The 21,915-nt window shown below is 41.6% G+C and carries 19 protein-coding genes; 4 read left to right on the plus strand and 15 right to left on the minus strand.

The window, feature by feature from the left end:
- Positions 1-8: 8 nt before the first annotated feature.
- The 3 genes from R2Q66_RS02520 to R2Q66_RS02530 all read right to left on the minus strand — a co-directional run bounded on the left by R2Q66_RS02520 (position 9) and on the right by R2Q66_RS02530 (position 5,653).
- The gene (locus tag R2Q66_RS02520; RefSeq protein WP_316746418.1) at positions 9-3,080 is read right to left on the minus strand and encodes a TAT-variant-translocated molybdopterin oxidoreductase; all 3,072 of its coding nucleotides are present in this window, start codon (positions 3,078-3,080) and stop codon (positions 9-11) included.
- A gap of 44 nt (positions 3,081-3,124) precedes the next feature.
- Positions 3,125-4,420 (minus strand): cytochrome c3 family protein, encoded by a 1,296-nt coding sequence (locus R2Q66_RS02525; protein ID WP_316746419.1) that lies wholly within the window; start codon positions 4,418-4,420, stop codon positions 3,125-3,127.
- Positions 4,421-4,672: 252 nt separating this feature from the next.
- Positions 4,673-5,653: a deoxyhypusine synthase family protein gene (locus tag R2Q66_RS02530; protein WP_316746420.1), complete on the minus strand. Its 981-nt coding sequence runs from the start codon at positions 5,651-5,653 to the stop codon at positions 4,673-4,675.
- 161 nt (positions 5,654-5,814) lie between these two features.
- Here R2Q66_RS02530 and R2Q66_RS02535 point away from each other — a divergent pair, with 161 nt between their 5' ends.
- On the plus strand, positions 5,815-6,948 hold the full coding sequence (locus R2Q66_RS02535) for a BamA/TamA family outer membrane protein (RefSeq protein WP_316746421.1): 1,134 nt from the start codon (positions 5,815-5,817) through the stop codon (positions 6,946-6,948).
- A gap of 47 nt (positions 6,949-6,995) precedes the next feature.
- On the opposite strand, the gene R2Q66_RS02540 is transcribed toward R2Q66_RS02535, so the two are convergent.
- Positions 6,996-7,778 (minus strand): class I SAM-dependent methyltransferase, encoded by a 783-nt coding sequence (locus R2Q66_RS02540; protein WP_316746422.1) that lies wholly within the window; start codon positions 7,776-7,778, stop codon positions 6,996-6,998.
- Positions 7,779-7,822: 44 nt separating this feature from the next.
- Between R2Q66_RS02540 and R2Q66_RS02545 the strand changes: the two genes are divergently transcribed.
- Entirely contained in the window at positions 7,823-8,692 is an 870-nt protein-coding gene (locus R2Q66_RS02545; protein WP_316746423.1) for a transglutaminase-like domain-containing protein, read from the plus strand.
- A 1-nt stretch (position 8,693) separates the two neighbouring features.
- On the opposite strand, the gene R2Q66_RS02550 is transcribed toward R2Q66_RS02545, so the two are convergent.
- The 4 genes from R2Q66_RS02550 to R2Q66_RS02565 all read right to left on the minus strand — a co-directional run bounded on the left by R2Q66_RS02550 (position 8,694) and on the right by R2Q66_RS02565 (position 12,661).
- Positions 8,694-9,611, minus strand: coding sequence for an alpha/beta hydrolase (locus R2Q66_RS02550; protein ID WP_316746424.1), 918 nt, complete (start codon positions 9,609-9,611; stop codon positions 8,694-8,696).
- 2 nt (positions 9,612-9,613) lie between these two features.
- A protein-coding gene (gene prfB, locus R2Q66_RS02555) for a peptide chain release factor 2 (RefSeq protein ID WP_316746425.1) occupies positions 9,614-10,691 on the minus strand; the annotation gives its coding sequence in 2 pieces (ribosomal slippage) (positions 9,614-10,630 and positions 10,632-10,691; 1,077 coding nt in all).
- A gap of 81 nt (positions 10,692-10,772) precedes the next feature.
- Positions 10,773-11,273, minus strand: a complete 501-nt coding sequence (locus R2Q66_RS02560) for a hypothetical protein (protein ID WP_316746426.1) — start codon at positions 11,271-11,273, stop codon at positions 10,773-10,775.
- An 83-nt stretch (positions 11,274-11,356) separates the two neighbouring features.
- Entirely contained in the window at positions 11,357-12,661 is a 1,305-nt protein-coding gene (locus R2Q66_RS02565; protein WP_316746427.1) for an amidohydrolase, read from the minus strand.
- 121 nt (positions 12,662-12,782) lie between these two features.
- Between R2Q66_RS02565 and pgi the strand changes: the two genes are divergently transcribed.
- Both pgi and R2Q66_RS02575 read left to right on the plus strand, forming a co-directional pair.
- Entirely contained in the window at positions 12,783-14,429 is a 1,647-nt protein-coding gene (gene pgi / locus R2Q66_RS02570; RefSeq protein WP_316746428.1) for a glucose-6-phosphate isomerase, read from the plus strand.
- Positions 14,430-14,504: 75 nt separating this feature from the next.
- Entirely contained in the window at positions 14,505-15,044 is a 540-nt protein-coding gene (locus R2Q66_RS02575; protein WP_316746429.1) for a DUF4251 domain-containing protein, read from the plus strand.
- Positions 15,045-15,118: 74 nt separating this feature from the next.
- On the opposite strand, the gene R2Q66_RS02580 is transcribed toward R2Q66_RS02575, so the two are convergent.
- The 7 genes from R2Q66_RS02580 to R2Q66_RS02610 are packed head-to-tail and all read right to left on the minus strand — an operon-like array spanning position 15,119 to position 21,879.
- Positions 15,119-16,195, minus strand: coding sequence for a glutaminyl-peptide cyclotransferase (locus R2Q66_RS02580; RefSeq protein ID WP_316746430.1), 1,077 nt, complete (start codon positions 16,193-16,195; stop codon positions 15,119-15,121).
- Positions 16,196-16,202: 7 nt separating this feature from the next.
- Complete coding sequence (locus R2Q66_RS02585; protein ID WP_316746431.1) at positions 16,203-16,565, minus strand: YraN family protein; 363 nt, start codon at positions 16,563-16,565, stop codon at positions 16,203-16,205.
- Positions 16,566-18,566, minus strand: coding sequence for a DNA primase (gene dnaG, locus R2Q66_RS02590; RefSeq protein WP_316746432.1), 2,001 nt, complete (start codon positions 18,564-18,566; stop codon positions 16,566-16,568).
- Positions 18,567-18,622: 56 nt separating this feature from the next.
- Complete coding sequence (locus R2Q66_RS02595) at positions 18,623-19,288, minus strand: SGNH/GDSL hydrolase family protein (RefSeq protein WP_316746433.1); 666 nt, start codon at positions 19,286-19,288, stop codon at positions 18,623-18,625.
- A 20-nt stretch (positions 19,289-19,308) separates the two neighbouring features.
- The gene (locus R2Q66_RS02600; protein WP_316746434.1) at positions 19,309-20,250 is read right to left on the minus strand and encodes a hypothetical protein; all 942 of its coding nucleotides are present in this window, start codon (positions 20,248-20,250) and stop codon (positions 19,309-19,311) included.
- Positions 20,250-21,437, minus strand: coding sequence for a M20 family metallopeptidase (locus R2Q66_RS02605; protein WP_316746435.1), 1,188 nt, complete (start codon positions 21,435-21,437; stop codon positions 20,250-20,252). The genes R2Q66_RS02600 and R2Q66_RS02605 overlap by 1 nt, the downstream gene beginning before the upstream one ends.
- Positions 21,421-21,879 carry an SPOR domain-containing protein gene (locus tag R2Q66_RS02610; protein ID WP_316746436.1) on the minus strand — a complete coding sequence of 153 codons (459 nt, stop codon included), beginning with the start codon at positions 21,877-21,879 and terminating at the stop codon, positions 21,421-21,423. The genes R2Q66_RS02605 and R2Q66_RS02610 overlap by 17 nt, the downstream gene beginning before the upstream one ends.
- Positions 21,880-21,915: the final 36 nt, after the last annotated feature.

Raw genomic sequence — 21,915 nt, forward strand, 5'->3', positions numbered from 1 at the left:
ATATCAGCTTACGCTTGTACTGTTGTATCTGTGTTTCTAATTTTTGTCATATAACCTATACCCGGTTGTACGTTGATCTCTTCCAATACATAGTAAATACGCTCACTACGTAATGCTTTAGATACTTCCGACTCAGGATCATTGGCATCGCCAAAGATGATCGCATTTGCCGAACACGCTTGCTGACATGCCATTTTGATATCACCGTCTTTTAATGGACGTTTTTCCATCTTAGCAGTTAACTTACCAGCCTGGATACGTTGGATACACATAGAACATTTCTCCATAACACCTCTTGAACGGGCAGTTACATCCGGGTTAAGAACCAGGTGTGTAAATTCATTGTTCAGGTAGTTGTCGAAACGAGAATCATTCCAGTAGTTAAACCAGTTGAAACGACGCACTTTATACGGACAGTTATTCGCACAGTAACGTGTACCTACACAACGGTTATAAGCCATGTGGTTCAAGCCATCTGAAGAGTGAACTGTTGCCAATACCGGACAAACCGTCTCACATGGAGCATGGTCACAGTGCTGACAAAGCATCGGTTGGTGAACTACAGATACGTTATCAAGGTTATCTAAATGAGCAATTTCTTTCTCTTCAGTTACCGCATTGATACCAGTACCATGATCGCCATGACCTTTTGCATGTGCATCTGCTTCCACATTAAAGCTGTAATAACGGTCAATACGGATCCAGTGCATATCTCTACGCTTACGAACCTCATCTTTACCTACAACAGGAATGTTATTTTCTACGTTACAGGCAACAATACAAGAACCACAACCAGTACAAGCATTCAAATCGATTGCCATTACCCAGTTATTACCTAATTTCTCATATGCTGGCCATAAATCGTAAGTCTTATGTTTTGCATGGTCATTACCTGAACCTGCAGCCGGATTCTTTTTGTATTCTGTGAAAGTAGCTTCACGAATGATGTTTCTTCCTTCGAAAGAGTGGTGCGTTTGTGTTTGCGCCAATTCTTCTCTGTTACCCGTTGCTGTTAATTGAACAGTAGTGGAATATTTAGAAGTACCATTGCTGAAGCTTACAAAAGGATAAGCATTTTTACCTACATTATTTCCAGCTTTACCAGTCATCGTTCTACCAAATCCTAAAGCGATAGAAGCAGTTCCCTGTGCTTGTCCCGGTTGAATCAACACAGGTAAGTCAATAGTATAACCGTTTGCAGCTTTTACAGATACGATATCGAATTCTTTGTAACCTAATTTCTCAGCGAACTTAGGCGCAATAGCAATATAATTGTCCCAGGTTACTTTCGAAACCGGATCAGGCAATTCTAATAAGAAAGCGTTGTTACCATGTCTACCATCACGCATTGCTGCACTTTCGTAAACCTGTAACTCGATATCTTTTGCTAATGATTTGCTGTTATTTAAAATGGTAGGAATTACTGCTGCTAAGGACAGGTTGAAGCTATAAGCTCCCGCTGGTTTAGCTGCTGCAATGAATACACCAGTTTGTAATACTTCTTTCCAGGTTTTACCGAATACAGGAAGGATGTTCTTATCCCAGTTGTTACGCACATACTGGAAGTAATCTTTAACTGCATTATCAGACCAGATCAATAAACTCTCTTCTGCCTGACGGGTATTGAATACTGGATTGATCGTTGGTTGAATGATAGAGTAAGTACCTTCGTAAGCACTTGCATCACCCCATGACTCTAAGTAGTTATGGTTAACTGCAATTACATCACATAAGCTCGACGTCTCATCTTTACGATCAGCGAACGAAACTTTTAAAGCAACCTTAGCCAATGCATCAGCAAAAGCTTTAGTATTTGCTACATCATAACCAGGGTTTGCATTTAAGATGAATACCGCAGCAACTTCTCCCCTGTTCATTTCATTGATGAACTCATTAAATTCTGCATCATTACCTGCGTAACGTTTGCAAGAATTGTCTAAGTCGATCGTTGTACCGTAACTACCAATCGCAGCGTTGATCGCATTTACCAGAATCTGAGTAGATACATCATTTGAACCTGAGACTACTAATGCTTTTCCTTTGTTTTGCAACAATTCTTTAGCCACCAACTTAAGTGCTTTATCAGCAGTTACGTTGTTTGGTAAAGCAGCACCAGCTAAGTTATTACCGGTAATGGTATTATATAAGGTAATTAATGCAGGTCCCTCTTCTGAAAGTTTAATCGGTACACGCGTATCAGCGTTAGTACCAGTTACACTCATACCAGCTTCGAACTGGAAGTGACGTGACATTTTACCAGCCTTTAAAGACTTGTGATTTCTGTTTGCAACATACTGTGAAGTAAATTCTTCACCGCTGATCCAGGTAGATAAGAAGTCTGCCGCGAAACTTACGATCAGGTCAGCCTTGTCAAATCTGTATTGTGGAACTACTGCTTTACCGAAGCTATTTTCATTTGCCTTGATAATACCAGTATAAGATACTGCATCGTATTGTACGTGCTTAGTATTAGGATAAGCAGCAGTAAAGTCTGCAATTACTCCTTTAGTAGAAGGACTGCTTACTGTAGAAGAAACCAAACGGATTTTCTTTCCTGATGCCTGTGCTTTGTTTAACTCGCCTTTAACGAACTCATCAATCTTAGCCCATGCTACTTTCTCATCATCCTTTAAAACAGGACCATGTAATTTAGAAACATCATAAAGGTCTAAAACAGAAGCTTGCGCCTGTGCATCTGTACCTGTATTGAATACTCCTGAATTAGGATTTGCGTCAATCTTAATTGGACGTCCCTCTCTGGTTTTCACCAACACACTCTGTCCGTTGAAACTTGATACATAGTAGTTCGGGATACCCGGAACTACCTCTTCAGGTCTGATGACATAAGGAATTGACTTATGAATCGGAGCTTCCTGACAAGCAGCAAGCGTTACCGCTCCAAGGCCGAAACCTAATGCTTTCAAAAAGTCCCTGCGCGGGGTTACCGTACTTAACCCTGCTTCATTTAAAACATCTTCTATTGGAAGGGGCTCAGCAAATTCGTTTTTGTTGTTTTCAACAAAATCGGGAGTGTTTTTATACTCCTCTAAGCCTTTCCAGTATTTTTTATTGCTTTCCATTTAAGCTATATTACTGTTTATCGAACGTTCTTATTAAACTCTTATTAATAGTGGCACTTACCACACTCTAAACCACCCAGTAATGCTGGAGTAATCTTTTCGCCTTTTTTGATTTTCTCATGGGCTTCAATCACTTTCGAATAGAAAGCATTGTCTTTACCTGAAATCTCAGCGTCTTTATGGCAATTGATACACCATTTCATCGTTAGCGGAGAAAACTGATATACTTCTTCCATGGTATTCACCGGACCGTGACATGCGAAACATACCGGCTCATTTGGTTGAAGACCTTTTTGTTTTCTGATCGCCTCCTCACCTACAACAACGTGTTGAGAGTGGTTGAAATAAGCAAAATCAGGAAGGTTGTGAACACGAATCCATTCTACTGGTTTCTCTTTAGACTTGTCGTAAGTCAAAGTTGCAGGATCGTAACCGATTGCAGTGTAGATCTTTTGAATCTCCGGAGAAATCTCACCGTTATACTTCTCAGTAGCCTGTACCGATTTGTGACAGTTCATACAAACGTTCACAGATGGAATAGAAGCATTTTTAGATTTAAATGCACCTGAGTGACAGTACTGACAGTCAATCTGATTCGTCCCGGCGTGTAATTCGTGAGAGAACTTAATTGGCTGTACCGGCTGATATCCAGTGTGTACACCTGTATTCCACATCGCCATCCAGCCATAAGTAGATAAAGCAGCTACCAGACATAGAATAAAGAAGAATACAAATTTTTTGTTTTTGAATAATCTGCGAACACCTACAGTTAAAGGAACATCGTCCTCTTCTGAGATTTCAACACCTTGCTTCTTTAAGATTAAACGCTCTAACATTTTAATCGCACGTCCTAGAATCACCAATACCGCAATGGATATTAAGATAATAGTAACGATACCTGCGATAGAAAAATCAGATACACCTTCATCTACTGTAGCAGTTGCTGCTGCTGCATCGCCTTCTTTCTTAGGCTCGCCCGCTTTAGCGTAAGCGATAACGTTTTTAATTTGGTCGTCCGTTAAGGTAGGGAACGTCGTCATCTCCGATGGAGAGAACTTCGCCGCCTCAATCGCTTGCTTATCGCCTGCGTCTACTAAAGCTTTCCAGTTCTTTACCCATTTAATGGTAAAGGCTTCGTCTAGCTCGTTCATTTTGGCAGTTAAAGCCGGACCTGTACTGTTACGGTCTAATTGGTGACAAGAAGAACATTTATCTTTAAATATTTTCCTTCCCTCCACTACATCTTGCGCTTGTGTTGCAGAAACGATTAAAACAGATAAAGCCGTAAACATAAATGCCGACTTCCAAACTCTTCTAATGATCAATGAGATATCCCTCATAATGAGTATTTTATGCTATTTTTTAAAAAACTTGTAAACCGCCTTTGGTAACCGAACTTAGGTTCTACACCAAAACGTCCACAAAAGTAAAATTTATTAACTTACCAATGACAAATAAATGACAGTAAATACAATTTATAATCAATCTAAATAGTTTGTTTTTGGGGCTTTAAACGAAGAAAATCAGCAATTTTCGAAAAACTGCTGATTCTTCCCAGCCAACCTCACATTGACAATATTTGTAAATTCAATTTACATTTTTAATATCCATGCAAAGATCAGTGGCGCAACGATTGTTGCATCTGATTCTACAATAAACTTTGGCGTACTAATATCTAATTTACCCCAGGTGATTTTTTCGTTCGGTACTGCTCCTGAATAAGATCCATAAGAAGTAGTCGAATCAGAAATCTGACAGAAATAGCTCCAGAATGGAATATTCTGCATTTCCATATCCTGATATAACATTGGAACAACACAAATCGGGAAGTCACCAGCAATACCTCCACCAATCTGGAAGAATCCGATTCCTTTACCAGAACTGTTCTTAATGTACCAGTCTGCTAAATAACCCATATATTCAATACCACCTTTTACAGTAGTCGCTTTAACTTCACCTTTCATCACATAAGAAGCGAAAATGTTTCCCATCGTAGAATCTTCCCATCCTGGTACTACAATCGGCAAGTTCTTCTCTGCTGCTGCAAGCATCCAGGAGTTCTTAGGATCAATCTCATAGTATTGCTCAAGATCACCACTCAATAACATCTTGTACATGAACTCATGCGGGAAGAAACGCTCTCCTGCATCTTCTGCATCTTTCCAGATCTTATTGATGTGTTTCTGCAATCTACGGAAAGCCTCTTCTTCAGGAATACAAGTATCTGTAACCCTGTTGTAATGGTTTTCTAAAAGATCCCACTCGTCCTGTGGACTTAAATCACGGTAGTTAGGCACTCTTTTGTAGTGAGAATGCGCAACAAGGTTCATGATGTCTTCTTCCAGGTTGGCACCAGTACAAGAAATAATCGAAACTTTATCCTGACGGATCATTTCAGCTAAAGAGATGCCCAGCTCTGCAGTACTCATTGCGCCTGCAAGCGTAATCATCATCTTACCACCTTCATCCAAATGTGTTTCGTATCCTTTAGCCGCATCCATCATAGCTGCCGCATTAAAATGGAGATAATTTGTCTCCATGAATTGCGAGATAGGTCCTCTTTTCGTACTCATTTTTGATTAAATTTTGTTGTTAGCGCAAAAATAGGCAAATAATCGTAAAGGACTAATCCTAACCCCGCTTTAAAAGTGAAAGCAGCACAATTACTGGCGCTAATCTTGCTAGGGGATCCCGGGTAACACAAATTATATAAATCTTTCCCTATTTTAGGCCAATGAAGAGAATTTCGCTTTGCATCACTATACTGATCATTACCGTCGCAAACGCATCCGCACAAAAGAAATTTATCAAACGATACTTATCAGAAAAAACAGATAGCTCACGCAGAGCGAGCTTTATGCCCGTACCCATCTTCCGCTACTCCCAGGAAATCGGAGCAGAATTCGGACTCGGCGCACTATATTCTACTTACCTCGACAGAAAAGACAGCACCAACCGCAGCTCTAACTTTTCAGGAGTCGCTTCCGTATCAACCAAAGGACAATACAACTTCTCTTTAAAAAGCGATATCTGGACCAAAGGCAACGATTACCATTTCATTTCAGAATTCAGATTTAAAAGAATGCCTTTCGACTTTTTCGGAATAGGCAATGAAACCTTATTTGCAAATTCAGACCGTCTCGTACAGCGACAGTCCCGAATCATGCTCGAAGCAGAAAAGAAAATTGTACAACATGCCTATACCGGACTTTCTCTGGGATTTGAGAATTATAACTTCAAAGACGAAATCACAGGTGGATTATTCGAGACCGATCCAGACCTCAATCAGCGTTTAGGTGGCAATGTTGCTTATATAGGTGTCTCACAAAGCTACGACACCCGGAATTCCAACAACTACCCTACCAAAGGATTTCTCGGCCGCATCGCTTATCAATACGCACCAGACCTATGGTCAGGCGAAAGCTTTACCGGAAGTGTCATCAAAGCAAACGTTAGAAACTTCTGGTCGCTTAGTCCTAAATTCGTTTTAGGCGTAAATGCTTTATTCCATACCGTGCAGGGAAAAAACATACCTTTCTATTTATTACCGCAAATGGGGAATGATGAAATGATGAGGGGATATTATACCGGGCGTTACCGCGATCAAAATTTATTAGCCGGCCAGGCAGAACTGCGCTACCGCTATAATAACCGTTTCGGGGCAGTAGTCTTTGCCGGAACCGGACAGGTTTTCGCCAATGGCGGTTTTGCAGCCAAAAACTTCAAACCCTCTTACGGACTTGGTGGAAGATACTTCTTCGATCCTGAAAAAGGACTGAGTGTCCGCATGGATTATGCAGTCGGAGAAAAACGTATTCATGAAAAACGCCAGAGCGGTTTCTATTTCACCCTGGCCGAAGCATTTTAAAAGGAGGCTCCATCAGCACATAGATAGCTTCGTCAAGAAGCTATCCTTTAAAACTTAATCTTAAAATGCTCTTTTGCCTGTCCCTTTTTAAAGTATACCAATCCGATCCAGAATAAATCTACGGTAATGGTCACCTCAGGATGGTTCTTGATTTCTTCCCAGGCTTCTTTCATTCCTTCGCTCCAATAAATATCATCAAAGATCAATAGCGAACCCTCATGTACTTTTGGCAAACACCAGTTAAAATAATTGAGCGTGGCATCCTTTCTATGATTCCCATCTACGTAAACGAAATCCAGTTGATCTGCCTGTTCAATGAAGTCAGGAAGCAAATTGTCAAAATTTCCTACCCTTAACTCTACATTTTCGAGTTCCAGATCCTGAAAGTTCTTATAAGCCGCTTTTGCCGTTTCCGGACAACCTTCAATGGTTACAATATCTGCTTCCGGACAAGCCTTGGATAGGTAGGAAGTGGTCAAGCCCAGACAAGTACCCAATTCCAGAATATGGTTTGGCTGGTTTTCTTTCGCAAGGCGATAAATTAACTGCGCTAACCTGGGGCTCTTCAAAGCATTTTTTGCGATCTGTCGCACCTTTTTAGTCCGGTTCTTATTCAAATGAGAACCTGCTCCAAGGTCTGTCACCGTAATTAAAGAATCGTCATTTAAAAGTTTTTTTCTTTGCGCTTCAATGCTTTTGTAATCACTTTTAGCGTTAAAATCGTAAATTACCTCATCTGTGAGCTTATAAACGAAAGGAGAATGAGTACCATGTCTGCTTTTTGAAGTCAATCGGTGCTTTAGATAGTCGCTGATAAAATTGAAAACCATAGCTACAAAAATAAGCAATCACATGATTCTAAGTTGCATGTTTAATGGAAAATAGTAAAGAAATAAGTGCTTTAGTCAAATTGCTGGACGATCCCGATCCGGAGATCTTCGAACATATTGAGAAACGCCTGTTGGAGTATGGAGAAGAGGTGGTTCATTTTCTGGAAAATGCATGGGAACAATCTTTGGATAGCTTGTTACAGGAAAGAATCGAGAACGTAGTTCATAAAATCCAATTCAACAGCGTTAAAGAAGACCTCAATCTTTGGTATCAAAGTGGTGCTTTCGATTTGCTTCAGGGTGCATTGGTAGTCAACAGATATCAATACCCTGACCTCAATGAAGAAAAGATCAAGCTCCAGATGGAGGAGATCAAGCGGGAAATCTGGATCGGATTGCAATATGAAATGAGTTCTATTGAGAAAATCAAACTCATCAATCACGTCTTCTATAATGTATATGGTTTCAGCGGAAACACAAAAAATCACCACGACCCTCAAAACTCTTACATCAATCAGGTACTGGACAGTAAAAAAGGAAATCAGATATCCTTAGCCATTATCTATTCCAGTATTGCCCAAAAACTGGATATTCCGGTCTATGGTGTCAACTTACCCCAACATTTTATCCTCGGCTATATTGATGAAAGTAAAAGAGAAGACCATGAATTTGGCGTTCTATTTTATATCAATGCCTTTAATAAAGGTGCCATTTTTGGCAAGCATGATGTAGACCAGTTCCTTCGCCAGCTGAACCTTGATCCTATGCCTGGCTTTTATGCCCCATGTAGCAATGTAGAAATCATCAGAAGAATCATCAGAAACCTGATCTCCTCTTATGAAAACCTGGGCTCAACAGAAAAAGTAACAGAACTGAAAGAGTTACAGGATATCCTCAACAAGACTAATATCTAACTTAAATAATCTTATTAGATTTCATCCAATTTACTAAACGATCAAACCACTGATCCTGCGTAGTTTTGTTGTTCAATCCAAAACCATGACCGCCGCCCTGGTAAACATGCAATTCAGACTTGTTCCCTGCTTTCACCATTGCCCTGTTAAAAGACATACTATTCTCCACAGGAACCGCATGATCATCATTGGCATGCACTAGAAAAGTAACCGGAGTTGCTGCATCCACATGGCGTTCATTGGAAAAATATTCCTTTTGCGCAGCTGTTGTATTTGGGCCTGCCAGATTTTTCGCAGAACCTGTATGTGGCGACTCCAGAAAGGAGACCACCGGATAAATCAACATCGAAAAATCAGGACGAAGACTCAGCCCCTCTTTATTCTCTATTTTAACATCCTTATAATGTACTGTCAGCGTAGCTGCGAGATGACCACCGGCAGAGAAACCCATGATCCCGATTTTCGAAGGATCTACACCATATTTGGCAGCATCCTTCCGCAACAGGTAAATCGCCTGTTCCGCATCCTGCAAAGGCCCGAAAGACTTATCTACCATAATCGCATCATCCGGCAAACGGTATTTCAAGACAAACGCGGCAACGCCGATTTCATTGAAACGCTTCGCCACATTGTCCCCTTCATGATTAATGGCTAATATCCCATAACCACCCCCCGGACAAATGATCACGGCAGCACCTGTTGCTTTATCCGCAGCAGGCAAATACACCTTTAAAGTTGGTACAGATACCTTACTGACCCTGATGATCCCATCCTTCCCGGTTTCAGAAAGCTCTTTAAAATCCGCAGGTGTAGGCTTCGACCCCGGAATTGCTCCGGGATAAATCGATATACTTTCCTGCGCCATCGCGCTATTTGTAGCAAAAAGACTGGTCATCAATAATACAGTAAGGTATCTCATATTTAAAACTCCATTAAGTAAGCTTTCAAAAATTCGTTCAAATCACCATCCAATACCGCCTGGGCATTAGAAGTCTCGTAGTTAGTCCGTAAATCTTTAACCAGCTTATAAGGATGCAGCACATAATTCCTGATTTGCGATCCCCATTCGATTTTCTTTTTAGAACCTTCGATTAAAGCGGTTGCTTCCATACGCTTGCGCATTTCCGCTTCATACAATTGCGATTTCAACAAGCGCATTGCATTCTCTTTATTCTGCAACTGCGACCGTGACTCCTGGTTTTTAATCACAATACCTGAAGGCTTGTGGTACAACCTGACAGCCGTTTCCACCTTGTTCACATTTTGTCCACCAGCACCACCGGAGCGGAAAGTCTCAAACTCAATTTCTGAATCCTTCACCTCAATCTCAATCGTATCATCTACTAAAGGATACACATAAACGGAAGCAAAAGAAGTATGCCTGCGGGCATTGGAATCAAAAGGCGAAATGCGCACCAGACGGTGAACCCCATTCTCCCCTTTCAGATAACCATAAGAAAAGTCTCCGGCAAACTGAAGCGTAACCGATTTTATACCCGTCACCTCCCCTTCCTGCGAATCCTGTTCTGTTACCTTATAACCATTCTTCTCGCCCCACATGATGTACATACGCATCAGCATGGCTGCCCAATCGCAACTTTCGGTACCACCGGCACCGGCGGTAATCTGCATTACCGCATGAAGCTGATCTTCCTTACTACTCAACATGTTTTTCAGTTCCAGTTCTTCCACCATGTTTAAACAACGGTTGTACTGCTCCTGCATTTCTTCCGCACTGGCATCACCAGATTGTAGAAATTCAAACATCACCTCAGTATCTTCGAGCTCCTTACTTACTGCCTGCCAGGCATCCGTCCATACTTTCTTGGAATTGATACCTGCCAAATGTTTTTCCGCCTTTTTAGGATCATCCCAAAAGTCGGTTTGCAGGGTAAGTTCCTGCTCTATATAAATTTCCTCAAGACGTGTTTCTACGTCAAAGATGCCTCCTCAGCGACGCTACTCTGTCCCTTAAATCCTGAATTTGTTCTTTTGTCATAATCACAAATATATAAAATACAAAGAGGTTCTGTCCCTGTTTTAAAAAACAAGCACAGAACCCCTTTAAAATACCTTTTTCCTAATTGAAAAGTCCTTTTAGCTTATCAACGATACCACTTTCCCCTTCTTTCCCGGGTTCCGTACTACCGCTAAACAAGTTCGTCAGGTCCGACAACTGAAATTTCCCGTCAGGTCCTGAAATCTTCGTTAACATATCCTGAAGATTAAAAGAACTGTCATTCGGATCATTTGTCTTACTCACCAACTTATCCATTACGCCCGGAATAATCGAAGCTGCAATGGCTTTCGCCGAGTCCATATTGATCCCCATTCCTGATAACTTATCAATAAAGCCAGAGGAAGCCTCCTTTACCACGGACGAATTCGCCACATCTCCACCCTTAAAGGCATCCACCAGATTACCAATATTTCCGGACGACAATTGTTGTTTCAAGGTGTCAAAAATAGAACCGGAAGCCGCTTGAATCGCTGCTTCATTTTGCTCGTTCGGAATCTCACTATTGTTCACAATGGCATCCTGAGCACTTTGTTTAACCAGTTCATTCAAATTTTCTAACATAAAATTGTTTTTCTAGGTGATGTACTAATATTAGTATCTTAAATATAATCAATTAATATGACCGTTAAATCAAATCAGGGACCTTATTTTTTCAGATTCATATAATCAAGTACCAGGTTACTAAGCGCTTCCACTCCTAAACCAAAACCACTTTCATCGATAAAGAAATCTGGCGTATGGTGTGATGGTGCCTTCAAGGGGTCTTGTCCTTTAGGCATTCCGCCCAGAAAAATAAACAAGCCAGGTACCTTTTCCTGGTAAAAAGAGAAATCTTCTGCCCCGGTTACCGGAGGTTTCAAACGCACATGAGCTGCACCGGCAGTAGCCTGCAAACTTGGCAACATCTTTTCCGTTAAAGCCACATCATTAAACGTAACGGGATAATGGTTGCTATAAGGAATCTTCACCTCTGCCGTAGCCCCACCTGCTTCTGCCGTTTTTGTAGCAATCGTCTTCACTCTTTCTATAAACATCGCCTCATCTTCCTTACTGAAATTCCGGATGGTTCCTAACATTTCCACTTTCTCCGGAATAATATTAGAACGAATCCCTCCATTGATGGCGCCAATCGTAACCACCCCTGGATTTTCCGTCACATTCAGGTTCCTACTCACAATAGTTTGCAGGTTATTCACAATTTGTGCAGAAATCACGATCGGATCAATACTACTCCATGGATAAGCACCATGCGCCTGTTTGCCGGTCACCGTAATCTTCAAATCATTAACCGCAGCCATAATCCCACCCGGGCGATAAGTAATCTCACCTACCGGTGTTTGCGAATTAATATGCAGTCCAAAAATCACATCGACTTTCGGATTTTCCAGCACCCCTTCTTTCACCATCAATGCAGCACCACCTTCTTCTCCTTCAGGCACCCCTTCTTCCGCAGGTTGAAAGATAAATTTCACCGTACCGGAGATGTCCTTTTTCATCGAAGCCAGCACCTCGGCCACACCCATCAAAATAGCCACATGACTATCATGGCCACAAGCATGCATTACGCCTACTTCCTGTCCGTTATATATTGTTTTCACTTTAGAAGCAAAAGGTAAATCCACGCGTTCTGTGACCGGCAAACCGTCCATATCTGCCCTAAGCGCCACCACCGGACCAGGCTTTCCACCTTTAAGAATCCCAACCACGCCGGTCTTCGCCACGCCTGTTTGCACCTCTATTCCCAGCGACTTTAAATGTTTGGCTACAATGGCAGCAGTCCGCGTTTCCTGGTTTCCCAATTCCGGATGTTCATGCAAATCCCGACGCCAGTCTATCACTTGCTGTGCAATGCTCAAAGCCTTTTTTGAAACCTCAGGTCTGAGGTTTTGCTTTTGCGCAACTGCCGTCACGCTAAATAGAACGAACAGCACAAAGTAAAATCTTTTCATAAATCTAAATTTTATACGTTAAATATAAGATAATGAGCGGATATTCAATTCCGATAGAAATATTATAAAGGTCATTTCAGCAAATAAAATAAACCCCTACATTTACAAAAACACTAATATCATGCTACCAACGATAAACTTTACAGAAACTGCAGCTTATAAATACCTGACCGATCACTTTATCGGTATCAATGAAAAAAGCTTAAAGGATCTATTTACGGAAGATGCTTCCCGTTTTGAGAAATTCTCTATCCTGTTTGATGACATCCTTGTGGATTATTCAAAGAACAGAATTGACGATACCACTATGGCATTGTTAATGCAACTGGCCAGAGAATGTAAATTAGATGAGGCGATCAAAGCCATGTTTAAGGGTGATAAAATCAACCAGACAGAAGGCCGTCAGGTACTTCACATCGCTTTACGCAACCAGGGCAACGATCCGATTCTTGTAGATGGCAAAAATGTCATGGAAGAGGTGAACAATGTATTGGAGAAAATGGATAAATTTAGTCAGGCCATCATCTCCGGATCATGGAAAGGCTATACCGGAAAAGCCATTACAGATGTAGTAAACATCGGTATCGGTGGTTCTGATTTAGGACCTGTAATGGTAACAGAAGCACTAAAAGCTTATAAAAACCATTTAAATATGCACTTCGTTTCTAATATCGACGGAACGCATATCGCTGAAACCTTAAAAAATGTAGATCCGGAAACTACCTTATTCCTGATTGCTTCTAAAACTTTTACCACACAGGAAACCATGACCAATGCCAACAGTGCAAAGGACTGGTTCTTAAATAGCGGCGCAGCGCAGGGCGATGTAGCCAAACATTTTGCCGCCTTATCTACCAATGCAAAAGACGTTACTGCCTTTGGTATTGATACCAATAACATGTTCGAATTCTGGGACTGGGTAGGTGGAAGATATTCTTTATGGAGTGCCATTGGCCTTCCTATCGCATTGAGTATTGGTTTCAACAATTTCAAGCAATTACTTGCAGGCGCACATGCTGCCGATACGCATTTCGAAAATGCAGAATTTGAAAACAATGTACCAGTGATTCTTGCCCTGATTGGCATCTGGTACATCAACTTCTTTGATGCAGAAACACAAGCCATTTTACCATACGATCAATACATGCACCGCTTTGCGGCCTATTTCCAACAAGGAGATATGGAAAGTAACGGTAAACATGTAGACCGCAATGGCAATGACGTCACTTATGAAACAGGACCGATCATCTGGGGAGAACCGGGAACCAACGGGCAACATGCTTTTTACCAGCTGATCCACCAGGGAACACGTTTAATCCCTTGTGATTTTATTGCTCCTGCACAAAGCTTAAACCCATTAGGAGATCACCACCCGATCTTATTGTCCAACTTCTTCGCGCAAACAGAAGCGTTGATGAATGGCAAAACTAAAGAACAGGTAGTCGCAGAACTGGAAAAAGAAGGAAAAACCAGCGAAGAAATCGAGAAACTGGCACCATTCAAAGTTTTCGAAGGAAACAGACCAACCAACTCTATCTTATTGAAGAAAGTTACCCCTTTCAGCTTAGGTAGTCTGATTGCGATTTACGAACATAAAATCTTTGTTCAGGGCATCATCTGGAACATCTTTAGCTTCGACCAATGGGGAGTAGAGCTTGGCAAGCAATTGGCCAAGAGCATTCTTCCGGAACTAGAAGGAGATCAGGAAGTTCAGTCTCATGACGCTTCTACAAACGGTTTGATCAATCAGTATAAAAACTGGAGATAATCTCAAAAAAAATAGCGCTTAAAATTAAACCTTTTAAGCGCTATCTTGTTCTAACCAAATAAAAAGGATATGATCATGAGAACATTTAAAAATTTGTTAGCGCTTCTTATTGTTTTCACGACCGTTCAGGTCATGGCACAAACAGATAAAGAAACTACTGCCAGACTGATTGCTGATAAGCATCTTGTGTTTGAAGCAACTTCTGCGACTCCAATGGCCAATGCTGATCTAAACAAAGTATTGAGCAGAATGCCAGGTGGCATGGGTGGTGGTATGATTCAGCTTAATGGATCTCAATATCAATTGATCATCAGCAAGGACAGTGTAGAAGCCTACTTGCCTTATTATGGAAGAGCATACACAGCGTCCATGAATCCAGATGATTCAGGTATAAAATTTAAGTCTAAAAAATTCGATTATAAAACCACCGCTAAGAAAAAAGGAGGATGGATCATTGACATCACTCCTAAAGACGCCAAAGACGTACGCAGTCTTTCTTTAAGTGTGTCTCCAAGCGGTTATGCTACGCTAAATGTGAATAGCCTGAACAGACAACCGATTACTTTTAACGGGGTCATTTCTGAACCTAAAGAAGTAAAGGCTGAACCTAAATAATCAAAACAATAAGAAATGCAAAAAAGCCGTCGTATCCAGGATACGACGGCTTTTTTTTTATATTATAAAAAGAATTAAGGCTTCGGCGCTACAGTAACCTGGAACATATGCGGCCATTTCTTGCCGGTCACGAATAAACGTTTCCCTGCCTTATCCCAGGCAATGCCATTCAGCACATTGTTGGCGATATCTACTTCATCCGTATAGTACCCTGCCGGCAGTAAACCAGTGAAATCAATCTCTTTCTCTACCACACCCGTTGCCGGATCAATCACCACTACTACATTTTTCGTATAAACATTGGCATAAATCTTACCATCAATATATTCCAGCTCGTTCAACTGAGGAACCGCACCATAATTGTTGTAAACTTCAATATAACCCTCTTCTTTATAATTGTCTTTATTCAGGAACCAGATCTTGTTGCTACCATCAGATTTATACAACCGCTGGCCATCAAAACATAATCCCCAGCCTTCCATGCTCGATTGATATGGGAAAGTAGACTGCTGCGTCAAAGTCTTCGCGTCAAATACCAAACCCAATCGGTTTTGCCAGGTCAGCATGACCACCTTATCACCAACCAGACTTGAACCTTCTCCAAAATACTGGTCAGCTAATTTTGTTTGCTGTAAAATTTTACCCGTTGGCACATCTACCCACCTTACCGAAGAATGTTCTTCCTGACCGGTACTTTCTAAAAAGCGGCCGTTATGGAACTCCAGTCCTTGTGTATAAGCAGACGTATCATGAGGAAAAGTCTTAATTACCTTGTAACCGTATTGCGCAGGCACTACAGCCGACTTTAATTCAAAGTTGATCGTTAATGTATCTTTCTTTCCATCTTCCTCTATAACGGCTGTAATCAGCTTATAGCCTAAAGAAAGTCCCTTTGTAGGGATCGAAACCGGATCTGCATTGTTCTTCGTAGCCACCGGCTTTCCATCCAGGGTATAAACCGCAGAAGTAATGGTACTTCCCGAAGGAACTTCCAAAGCCACTTTAACCTCAGTTCCCAAAGGGAAACTTTGTCCTTGTTCCGGAGATTTGAAACTCACACCAGAACCAACCACAGGACTGTCTTTACAGGAAATAACCAGCGAAACGCTCAATAATAAACAGGCCGAAAGGACTAATTTAGATAAACTCATGATTTTTTTAACTTGGCCAGAATGCATCTTCAATATGATTAATTTTATAACTATTTATGTGCTCAAAAGTAATGGCAATAATATCAAAACGGATTTCCCCCTGATGTTGTTTCAATTCAATGTAGGCAGAGGAAGCGAATTCCAGTTGCTTTTCCTTTTTACGGTCTACAAAATCCTCCGGCTCCCCAAAATCTGTGGCGCTCCGTGTCTTCACTTCTACAAAAATCAAGGTTCCTCCCTGATCAGCTATAACGTCAACTTCTGCCCTGGCGTATCTCCAATTCACATTTAAAATGCGGTAACCTGCATCCTCCAGATACGATCTGGCGATTTCCTCCCCACGTTTACCAAGCTCATTGTGTGCCGCCATTTATTTTAAAATCACTGTTCCGAGGAACTTAGAAATCTCCCTTTCTACGGATTTCATAAACATAAAACGCTGCATCAGAATCTCCAGATTTACGGAATCCTGCTCTGTTTTAATTTCTTTGGAAATGTCGGCCAGCATCCGGGCTACCTTTCCTTTTTTCAGGTGGAAAATCCCCCCAAGAACGGTCGCCTTTAAATTGACACTTTCATCCCTGACATAGATATTGTGCTTATTGTACCAGTTTTCACTCAGCGAATAAGGAGAAGTAGAAAGCGTAATTGCCAGCTCTACAATCTTCCGGTCCTCATTGTTGATAAACTGGCTGGCTACCGGCAGGTGGCCATTTTCTATTTCTTCACTATAGGTATCAATAATACTTTTACAAGTCGGATCAGTAAAACTCACATCCGCCAGATTCTGCATGATAAAAGAACCGATATACATGTTATCGATCTTATCCCAGGTCACCAGTTCATGGCCATAAGCCAGTAACAGACGTACCACCTCCTGCTCCTGCAAGCGGTCGCTTTCTTCGGCGGCAGCCGCTTCATCAGCTTCTGCGGCAGCACCGGGAATCTCAAAAAGATTGTCCGGCGGACCATCAGGATAAGGCTGATACTGATTTTGCTGCTGAAAACCTGAAGAACCGAGCCCCTGGTTTCCGGAACTCTGATTACCCGAACCAGATTTCCTGAATTTCGCCATCCTGATCTTATTCAGCTCAGAAAGCAAAATGCGTTCTTCCACCTGCAACAGACTGCTACACTCCTTAATGAAAATCGAAGCCTTGATATCATCCGGAATCTTTGCAATACTTTCTACAATGTCCCTGATGATTCCAGCCCTTTTAATCGGGTCTGAACCCGCTTCTTTCAGCAGGATATTCGCTTTGTAAAGAATAAAATCTTTACGGTTGTTCTCAATGTATTTTTTAAACTCACCTGAACCTACATGGTGCATGTAAGAATCGGGATCATGTCCATCAGGAAAAGAAACGACTTTCACGTTCAGTCCTTCCTCCAGGATCATGTCTAATCCACGCAATGAGGCTTTAATCCCCGCAGCATCGCCATCATAAAGGATGGTTACATTTTCCGTGAAACGACCGATCAGACGAATCTGTTCCGTAGTTAAGGAAGTACCCGAAGAGGCTACCACATTCTCTATTCCTGCCTGATGTGCAGCAAGCACATCTGCATAACCTTCTACCAGATAACAGTTATCGGTATCACGGATGGCCTTTTTCGCATGGAATAAACCATAAAGCACATTCGACTTATGGTAGATATCACTTTCCGGAGAATTGACATATTTAGGGACATTCTTATCCGTTTTCAGCGTTCTACCGCCAAAACCGATGATCCTACCCGTAAAATTATGAATCGGGAACATCACCCTACCCCTGAAACGATCATACAGTTTGCCCTTATCATTTCTGATGGCCAAACCTGTCTTCTCCAGATATTCTTCTTTATGTCCTGCCGAAACAGCATTCAGAATCAAGGCATCCCAGACATCCGGAGAATACCCCAGCTGGAACTTCTTGACAATATCCTCCCTGAATCCGCGCTCTTTAAAATAGCTCAGACCAATGGCTCTGCCCTGATCCCCTGTCCACAGTTCATTGGCAAAAAATCCTGCCGCAAATTCCGAAACAATGTATAAGCTTTCCCGCGCATTCTGGGCCTCAATATTTTGTGGAGACTGTACCGTCTCCTCCACCTCAATATGGTATTTCTGAGCCAGAAACTTTAAGGCTTCCGGATAAGAATACTTCTCATGGTCCATAATAAAATGGACCGAATCACCACCTTTACCACAACCGAAACACTTGTAAATCCCTTTCGCCACAGAAACGTGGAAAGAGGGTGTTTTCTCATTGTGAAAAGGGCAATTCCCGATCAAACTGGTACCACGTTTTTTTAAAGACACAAAATCACCAACCACTTCCTCAATGCGGACGGTTTCCATGATTTTGCTGATGGTATCCTGATTAATCATTCTTTAATATTTTATTTATCTCTTGCACTGATCACCTTTATAATTTCTCCCTTTGCTTATTTAATCATAGGGATTAATACATCTGCAAGGGCCTGATTCCCTTTATCATTCAAATGTACACCATCAGTCGTTAAAACTCCTTTGGCAACATCTGCTTGATTATTTTTCTCCGCATAGGTTTTAAACAAATCCCTCAGGTCACCTAGCGGCAGTTTATTTTTCGTGGCGAGTTCCCTGATTGCTCCTGCATATTTATCCAGGTCCGCATCCATCTCATTCGCTCCATTTTTCTTTTCTCCAATCACGGCAGGGGTACATAAAATCACCTTTGCACCAGTAGCCTGAATCTTATGGATCAATGCCTGATAAAAGGTAATAAACTTATCATAATCCGTCCCCGTATGCATCGATTGCTTATGCCATACATCATTCACTCCGATATAGATCACCACCAGGTCTGGTTTTTTATCCAGCACATCCTGCTCCATTCGTAAATAAAGATCATAGATCTTGTTTCCACCAATGCCTGATCCAATCACCTCATATTTCAAGGGATCCAGTGATTTGCGGATTAAGTCTACATAACCACCGGGTTCTACCCCCATCTGGGTGATAGAATCACCAAAAAAAATGATCTTTTTAGGTTTAACATTCATCGCAGTAAATAAAACAAGCAACACCAGAGGTGCTAGCAGCAGGCTTAACTTTTGAATATATTTCATGGGAATTAATTTTTAGCGATCTATTTTCCGTTAGTATAATCCTTGTGGACAATTAAAAAACTTGCCCGTTCTTCCTTTTTAAGGACATGATCCCAATTCCCCTGATAAGTGATCTTGGTGGGCAATTTCTCCCCGCCAAAATAACTCATTTCTATATTCATCTGCACATTAAAATCAAACAGCATATTGCTGTATTTCATATCCACATAACGACCTAGAATCTCGAAAGTCCGCTGGTCAAAAATAGTGGTCAGTTCCTTAATCATCAAGCCATCTTTGGTGCCATTACTTAGATCCGGTTTCACCGTCACCTTGAAGCGGTATACCGGAATAGAATCCAGGTAAGTGCCACTGGCATAGCTATAATCGTAATACTGGCGCATATTGGCCGTAAAGATTTCTGTTTTACTCCCAATAAACGGCAAGCCTTTAATCGGCCTTCCCGGTGCAAAAATAAGCGTTTTCAGTTTATCCTTATAACTCTCATTACTTTCGGCACCTTTACCGGTCGTCATTGGGCCTTCAGACACAAATTCCGACTTGTACGAATTCATAAAGATATAATCGAACATCTCTATCGTATACAACTGGTATTTACCGTTTTTCTTATACACCTGTCCGGTATCCTGTTTAACCAGGTATTCCATCTTGACCGGCCCTTTCGGGTTATGCCTGATTTTACGGTAAATCCTACCGTTTACCTTATTCTTTTTATCGTAGGTATAAATCCTGTTTTCCGCCATAAAGCCATACTTCTTCATGTTCCGGAAAGCCTGATAAAAGCTATTGTCGGTAATGATGGCATTGATAAACGTTTCCACCCCAAACTTCTGCGAGCTGATACTTACCACAGAATCCAGCTGGATGGTTTTGATCGTATCCGGGTTAAAACGTGGAATCTCCTGACTAAAACCTTTCGCAAAAAACAAGGTGCAAACCGCTAACAACCCTATTTTTCTCATTAATTACCCAATTGCTTTAAAGCCAGATAAGCCATTAAGCCCGTAGACAATTTCAACGCATCTTCATCAATATCAAAGTTCGGCGTATGCACAGAATAACAGGTATCCTTTGCCTTATTCCCGGTACCTAACCTGTAAAAACAAGCATCAGTCACCTGCGAATAATAAGCGAAATCTTCCGCAGCCATCCAGATATCCAGTTCCAGCACATTCTCTTTCCCTAAATACTCTTCTGCATGCGCACGTGCATGATCACTCAATACCGGCTCATTGATCAGGTAAGGATAACCGTTCATGATGTTAAAATCACAGCTGCCACCCATACTTTCCGCAATGCCTTCCGCCATTTTCTTCATTAGTTTTTTCGCTTCCTTGCGCCATTCCTCATTTAGTGTTCTGAAAGTACCTTCCATTTTCACTTCATTGGGAATGATATTGGTTGCCCCATTGGCCTGTACCTTTCCAAAAGAAAGTACCGAAGGCAAACGTGGATCTGCATTTCTGCTCACAATCTGTTGCAAGGCGACTACAATATGAGCCGCAATCAGTACCGGATCAATATTCTGATGCGGTTGTGCGCCATGTCCGCCTTTACCATGCACAGTAACGTATAATTCGTCCGTAGAAGCCATATAAATGCCCGAACGGAAACCAACCTTACCTGCATCGATTAACGGCATTACATGCTGCCCAAGGATCGCCTGAGGCTTAGGATTCTCCAACACCCCTTCTTTAATCATGATGCTGGCACCGCCTGGCAACACTTCTTCACCCGGTTGAAAGATCAATTTGATCGTTCCTGCAAATTCTGCCTTCAGGCTGTTCAGGATATAAGCAGTTCCCAATAAAGAAGAACTGTGTACATCATGACCGCAGGCATGCATTACCCCTGGATTTTTTGAAACATAAGGTTTGTCATTTGCCTCAATAATTGGCAACGCATCCATATCCGCACGCAAAGCGATGATGTTATCAGAAGGGATCCCGCCGGTAATCAATCCAACTACGCCTGTATTGGCCATCTCGGTATAGGGGATTCCCCATTCTTCCAGGTGACTTTTAATATAAGCTGAAGTTTCAAACTCCTTAAAGGAAAGTTCAGGATTGGCATGAATATGCTGACGGTAGCCTCTCACCTGATCAAAAATATCAAGCGCAAGGGTTTGGATCTTATCTTTCATTGTCATTGCTATAATCTAAGTTAGGTGCATTTATTTTCTCCCTGAAAATAAACAGGGTTGGAAACATCGGTCTCAGTTCATTTAGCAAACGCTGGGCTTCCAGACGCGTTCTAAAATCACCAACACGCAAATAATAGTTAGGTTCTTTATAGGTAATATAGGTATTCAGGTTTGGGTAAGCCGATTTAAACCGGGCTTGTTCCGCAAACACCTGGCGCCTGTCGGAGCCATAGAATATTTGTACGCGGTAACCCATCTGGCTCACAATAGCCGCTCCTGGTTTAACCGGAGTACCGGTAGCAGCGCCTGGCGATTTTGAATAAACAGCCACGCGTTTCGCAATCAGGCTATCAATCATAGGATCGATAATCACAACTACGGTTCCTTTCTGCTGGGCAAAAAGGGCAATGGAAAAACAACAAAATATAAGGGTGAATAATCTCTTCATGAAAGGGCTTAAAAAAAAGAATGCCGAATTTTTTGT

The sequence above is a fragment of the Pedobacter gandavensis genome (genome assembly GCF_032677645.1).
Classification (GTDB): Bacteria; Bacteroidota; Bacteroidia; order Sphingobacteriales; family Sphingobacteriaceae; genus Pedobacter; species Pedobacter gandavensis_A.

Bases quoted from the DNA above. Each gene is read 5' to 3' on its own strand.
- R2Q66_RS02520 (WP_316746418.1), bottom strand. From the start codon at position 3,080: ATGGAAAGCAATAAAAAATACTGGAAAGGCTTAGAGGAGTATAAAAAC.
- R2Q66_RS02525 (WP_316746419.1), bottom strand. From the start codon at position 4,420: ATGAGGGATATCTCATTGATCATTAGAAGAGTTTGGAAGTCGGCATTT.
- R2Q66_RS02530 (WP_316746420.1), bottom strand. From the start codon at position 5,653: ATGAGTACGAAAAGAGGACCTATCTCGCAATTCATGGAGACAAATTAT.
- R2Q66_RS02535 (WP_316746421.1), top strand. From the start codon at position 5,815: ATGAAGAGAATTTCGCTTTGCATCACTATACTGATCATTACCGTCGCA.
- R2Q66_RS02540 (WP_316746422.1), bottom strand. From the start codon at position 7,778: ATGGTTTTCAATTTTATCAGCGACTATCTAAAGCACCGATTGACTTCA.
- R2Q66_RS02545 (WP_316746423.1), top strand. From the start codon at position 7,823: ATGGAAAATAGTAAAGAAATAAGTGCTTTAGTCAAATTGCTGGACGAT.
- R2Q66_RS02550 (WP_316746424.1), bottom strand. From the start codon at position 9,611: ATGAGATACCTTACTGTATTATTGATGACCAGTCTTTTTGCTACAAAT.
- R2Q66_RS02560 (WP_316746426.1), bottom strand. From the start codon at position 11,273: ATGTTAGAAAATTTGAATGAACTGGTTAAACAAAGTGCTCAGGATGCC.
- R2Q66_RS02565 (WP_316746427.1), bottom strand. From the start codon at position 12,661: ATGAAAAGATTTTACTTTGTGCTGTTCGTTCTATTTAGCGTGACGGCA.
- pgi (WP_316746428.1), top strand. From the start codon at position 12,783: ATGCTACCAACGATAAACTTTACAGAAACTGCAGCTTATAAATACCTG.
- R2Q66_RS02575 (WP_316746429.1), top strand. From the start codon at position 14,505: ATGAGAACATTTAAAAATTTGTTAGCGCTTCTTATTGTTTTCACGACC.
- R2Q66_RS02580 (WP_316746430.1), bottom strand. From the start codon at position 16,195: ATGAGTTTATCTAAATTAGTCCTTTCGGCCTGTTTATTATTGAGCGTT.
- R2Q66_RS02585 (WP_316746431.1), bottom strand. From the start codon at position 16,565: ATGGCGGCACACAATGAGCTTGGTAAACGTGGGGAGGAAATCGCCAGA.
- dnaG (WP_316746432.1), bottom strand. From the start codon at position 18,566: ATGATTAATCAGGATACCATCAGCAAAATCATGGAAACCGTCCGCATT.
- R2Q66_RS02595 (WP_316746433.1), bottom strand. From the start codon at position 19,288: ATGAAATATATTCAAAAGTTAAGCCTGCTGCTAGCACCTCTGGTGTTG.
- R2Q66_RS02600 (WP_316746434.1), bottom strand. From the start codon at position 20,250: ATGAGAAAAATAGGGTTGTTAGCGGTTTGCACCTTGTTTTTTGCGAAA.
- R2Q66_RS02605 (WP_316746435.1), bottom strand. From the start codon at position 21,437: ATGACAATGAAAGATAAGATCCAAACCCTTGCGCTTGATATTTTTGAT.
- R2Q66_RS02610 (WP_316746436.1), bottom strand. From the start codon at position 21,879: ATGAAGAGATTATTCACCCTTATATTTTGTTGTTTTTCCATTGCCCTT.